The sequence below is a fragment of the Streptomyces sp. NPDC001373 genome, assembly GCF_042895815.1.
Classification (GTDB): domain Bacteria; phylum Actinomycetota; class Actinomycetes; order Streptomycetales; family Streptomycetaceae; genus Streptomyces.
In genome coordinates this window covers 1-4,558 of sequence record NZ_JBIAWQ010000051.1, presented here as the reverse complement: position 1 = coordinate 4,558, position 4,558 = coordinate 1, and the positions used below count along the sequence as shown (strand labels likewise).

4 protein-coding genes are annotated in these 4,558 nt (G+C 68.2%); all 4 read right to left on the bottom strand.

From position 1 onward, the window contains the following. On the bottom strand, positions 1-479 hold a 479-nt coding region (locus ACFY15_RS36725; protein WP_390827065.1), incomplete at its 3' end, for a potassium-transporting ATPase subunit C. 6 nt (positions 480-485) lie between these two features. After that, positions 486-2,591, bottom strand: a complete 2,106-nt coding sequence (gene kdpB, locus ACFY15_RS36720) for a potassium-transporting ATPase subunit KdpB (RefSeq protein WP_390827064.1) — start codon at positions 2,589-2,591, stop codon at positions 486-488. Further along, positions 2,588-4,252 (bottom strand): potassium-transporting ATPase subunit KdpA, encoded by a 1,665-nt coding sequence (kdpA, locus tag ACFY15_RS36715; RefSeq protein WP_390827063.1) that lies wholly within the window; start codon positions 4,250-4,252, stop codon positions 2,588-2,590. The genes kdpB and kdpA overlap by 4 nt, the downstream gene beginning before the upstream one ends. Positions 4,253-4,260: 8 nt before the next feature. Then, on the bottom strand, positions 4,261-4,350 hold the full coding sequence (kdpF, locus tag ACFY15_RS36710; protein WP_037860493.1) for a K(+)-transporting ATPase subunit F: 90 nt from the start codon (positions 4,348-4,350) through the stop codon (positions 4,261-4,263). Between the last annotated feature and the right edge of the window lie 208 nt (positions 4,351-4,558).

Below are 4,558 nucleotides of genomic sequence, written 5' to 3'. Positions count from 1 at the left end.
GGCTTGACCTTGTAGGTGGCGGTGGAGTTGTCGACGACGACGGCTTCCTTGGCGGCGATGACCTGGGCGCAGAGGCTGCCTTCCTCGGAGGCCTTGGTGCACGTGCCGTTGACGGCGCCGTTGTCGGCGGAGCGGTTGGTGGCGCCGGAGAGGACGAGGGAGTACTGGGTGTTGACGCTGTTGGTGCCCAGTCCGTTGGAGGGGCGGGGCTGGAACCACTTCAGGTCCGGCTTCGCGGCTTCCTGGGGGTCGTTCGGGTCCTTCTTGGGCAGGTTGTAGGTCTGCCCGATGAGGGACGAGCCGACGACATGGCCGCTCTTGTCCCTGATCTCCGAGCCGTTGGCCTTGTCGTTGAAGAGGGCCTGGGCGACGCCGGTGACGGCGAGCGGGTAGAGGACCCCGCAGATCACGGTCAGGACGAGCAGGGCCCGCAGGCCGGCCCCGATCAGCCGTGCTGTGTTTCCTACCGAGTTGTTCATGTGGGGTCAGCCGATTCCGGGGATGAGGGAGATGAGGAGGTCGATGAGCTTGATGCCGATGAACGGGGCGATCAGACCGCCCACCCCGTACAGCCCCAGATTGCGGCGGAGCATCTTGTCGGCGCTGGTGGGCTTGTACTGGACGCCCTTGAGGGCGAGCGGGACGAGGGCGATGATGATGAGCGCGTTGAAGATGACGGCGGAGAGGATCGCCGAGTTCGGGGAGGACAGGCCCATGATGTTGAGCTTGTCCAGGCCGGGGTAGACCACGGCGAACATGGCCGGGATGATCGCGAAGTACTTGGCGACGTCGTTGGCGATGGAGAAGGTCGTGAGCGCGCCGCGGGTGATGAGGAGCTGTTTGCCGATCTCGACGATCTCGATGAGCTTCGTCGGGTTGGAGTCGAGGTCCACCATGTTCCCGGCCTCCTTGGCGGCCGAGGTGCCCGTGTTCATCGCGACGCCGACGTCCGCCTGGGCGAGTGCCGGGGCGTCGTTCGTGCCGTCGCCGGTCATCGCGACCAGCTTGCCGCCGGCCTGCTCCCGCTTGATGAGGGCCATCTTGTCCTCGGGGGTGGCCTCGGCGAGGAAGTCGTCGACTCCCGCCTCCTCGGCGATCGCCTTGGCGGTGAGCGGGTTGTCACCGGTGATCATGACGGTCTTGATGCCCATGCGGCGCAGCTCGTCGAACCGTTCACGCATGCCCTCCTTGACCACGTCCTTGAGGTGGATGACACCCAGAACGCGGGCGCCCTTCTCGTCTTGCACGGCGACGAGGAGCGGGGTGCCGCCGGCCTCGGAGATCCGGTTGGCGAGCAGGTCGGCGTCGTTGGCGACCTCGCCGCCCTGCTCCTTGACCCACGCGATGACCGAACCGGCCGCACCCTTGCGGGTCTTGCGCCCGTCGACGTCGACACCTGACATGCGGGTCTGGGCGGTGAAGGCGATCCACTCGGCGTGGGCGAGCTCGCCCTGGTGGCGTTCGCGCAGCCCGTACTTCTCCTTGGCGAGGACGACGATGGAACGGCCCTCGGGGGTCTCGTCGGCCAGCGAGGACAGCTGGGCGGCGTCGGCCACCTCGGCCTCGGTGGTGCCCTTGACGGGGACGAACTCGGCGGCCTGGCGGTTGCCGAGGGTGATGGTGCCGGTCTTGTCGAGCAGCAGCGTCGACACGTCGCCCGCGGCCTCGACGGCGCGGCCGGACATGGCCAGGACGTTGCGCTGGACCAGGCGGTCCATGCCCGCGATGCCGATCGCGGAGAGCAGGGCGCCGATGGTGGTCGGGATCAGGCAGACGAGGAGAGCGGTGAGCACGATCATGGACTGCTTGGCGTCCGCGTAGATCGCGAAGGGCTGGAGGGTGACGACCGCCAGCAGGAAGACGATCGTGAGGGACGCGAGGAGGATGTTGAGAGCGATCTCGTTCGGCGTCTTCTGCCGGGCCGCGCCCTCGACCAGGGCGATCATGCGGTCGATGAAGGTCTCGCCGGGCTTCGTCGTGATCTTGATGACGATCCGGTCCGAGAGGACCTTCGTGCCGCCGGTCACTGCCGACCGGTCGCCACCGGACTCTCGGATGACGGGGGCGGACTCGCCGGTGATGGCGGACTCGTCGACGGAGGCGACGCCCTCGACGACGTCTCCGTCGCCGGGGATGATGTCGCCGGCCTCGCAGACCACCAGGTCGCCGATCTTCAGCTCGGTGCCCGGGACCTGCTCCTCGCCCTTGCCGTCCTTGGTCAGGCGGCGGGCGACGGAGTCGGTCTTGGCCTTGCGCAGGGTGTCGGCCTGCGCCTTGCCGCGGCCCTCGGCGACGGCTTCGGCGAGGTTGGCGAAGATGGTGGTCAGCCACAGCCAGGCGGTGATGGCCCAGCCGAACCAGTCCGTCGGGTTCTTGACGGCCAGGACGGTGGTGACGACCGAGCCGACGAGGACGACGAACATGACCGGGGACTTGATCATGACGCGGGGGTCGAGCTTGCGGACCGCGTCGGGGAAGGACTTGAGCAGGGCCTTGGGGTCGAAGAGCCCTCCGCCGACGCGGCCGGCGGGCGGCTTGTGGCCGGTGGGCAGGTCTTCGTGCGGGGCACGGGTCTCAGTGGCGGTGCTCATGATGCGAGCCCTTCGGCGAGCGGCCCCAGCGCGAGGGCGGGGAAGTAGGTCAGTCCGGTGACGATGAGGATGGTGCCGACGAGGAGGCCGGTGTAGAGGGGTTTGTCGGTACGCAGGGTGCCCGCGGTTTCGGGGACGGGCTTCTGCTCGGCGAGCGAGCCGGCGAGCGCGAGGACGAAGACCATGGGCAGGAAGCGGCCCAGGAGCATGGCGATGCCGATGGTCGAGTTGTACCACTGGGTGTCGGCGTTCAGGCCGGCGAAGGCGGAGCCGTTGTTGTTGGCGCCGGAGGTGTAGGCGTACAGGACCTCGGAGAAGCCGTGTGCGCCGGAGTTGAGCATCGAGTGCGGCGGGGTCGGCAGGGCCATGGCCGCGGCGGTGAAGCACAGCACGAGGGCGGGGGTGATGAGGATGTAGCAGGCGGCGAACTTGATCTCGCGGGTGCCGATCTTCTTGCCCAGGTACTCGGGGGTGCGGCCGACCATCAGGCCGGCGATGAACACCGCGATGATCGCCATGATCAGCATGCCGTAGAGGCCGGAGCCGACGCCGCCGGGGGCGATCTCGCCGAGCTGCATGCCCAGCAGCTGGATCCCGCCGCCGAGCCCGGTGAAGGAGGAGTGGAAGGAGTTGACCGCGCCGGTGGAGGTGAGTGTGGTGGCGACCGAGAAGATCGCGGAGGCGCCGACGCCGAAGCGGGTCTCCTTGCCCTCCATCGCGCCGCCCGCGACCTCGAAGGCCGGGCCGTGGTGGGCGAACTCGGTCCACATCATCAGGGCGGTGAACCCGAGCCAGATCGTCGCCATCGTGGCGAGGATCGCGTAGCCCTGGCGCAGGCTTCCGACCATGCGGCCGAAGGTGCGGGTGAGCGCGAAGGGGATGACGAGGATCAGGAAGATCTCGAACAGGTTGGAGAACGGGGTGGGGTTCTCGAAGGGGTGGGCGGAGTTGGCGTTGAAGTAGCCGCCGCCGTTCGTCCCGAGTTCCTTGATGACCTCCTGGGAGGCGACGGCCCCGCCGTTCCACTGCTGGGTGCCGCCCGTGAACTGGCCGACCTCGTGGATCCCGGCGAAGTTCTGGATTGCCCCGCAGGCGACGAGGATCAGGGCGCCGATCACGGCGATCGGCAGCAGGATCCGTACGGTGCCGCGCACCAGGTCCGCCCAGAAGTTGCCCAGCTCACCGGTACGGGAGCGGGCGAAGCCGCGTACGAGGGCGACGGCGACGGCCATGCCGACGGCGGCGGAGACGAAGTTCTGCACGGCCAGGCCGCCGGTCTGCACGACGTGGCCCATGGCCTGCTCACCGGCGTACGACTGCCAGTTGGTGTTCGCCACGAACGACGCGGCGGTGTTGAAGGCCTGGTCGGGGTCGATGGCCGCGAAGCCGAGGGAGCCGGGCAGGAGGCCCTGGGCGCGCTGGAGGGCGTAGAGGAAGAGGACGCTGACCGCGGAGAAGGCGAGGACGCTGCGCAGGTAGGCGGGCCAGCGCATCTCGGCGGTCGGGTCGGCGCCGATGGCCTTGTAGATCCACTTCTCCGGGCGGTAGTGCTTCTCGGAGGAGTAGACGCGGGCCATGTGGTCGCCCAGGGGACGGTAGGCCAGCGCGAGCGCGGCGATCAGCGCGAGCAGCTGGAGCACACCAGCGGTTACGGGGCTCATATCGGTGCTCAGAACCTCTCCGGGTACACGAGGGCGAGGACGAGGTATCCGAGCAGGGAGACGGCCACGACGAGGCCGACGACGTTTTCGACGGTCACAGCTTGGTCACCCCCCGGGCGATGAGAGCCACCAGCGCGAACACCGCGACCGTGGTGACGACGAAGGCCAGATCGGCCATCGCGAGCTCCTGAGTGAAGTGGGAAGAAGATGAATCGGCCAGATGGCCGATGACGAGATAACCGTGTCTTCATCCCGCCGTTAAGACGCCTTGACGGGGTCCATACGGGCTCGGCGGAACTCTTGACG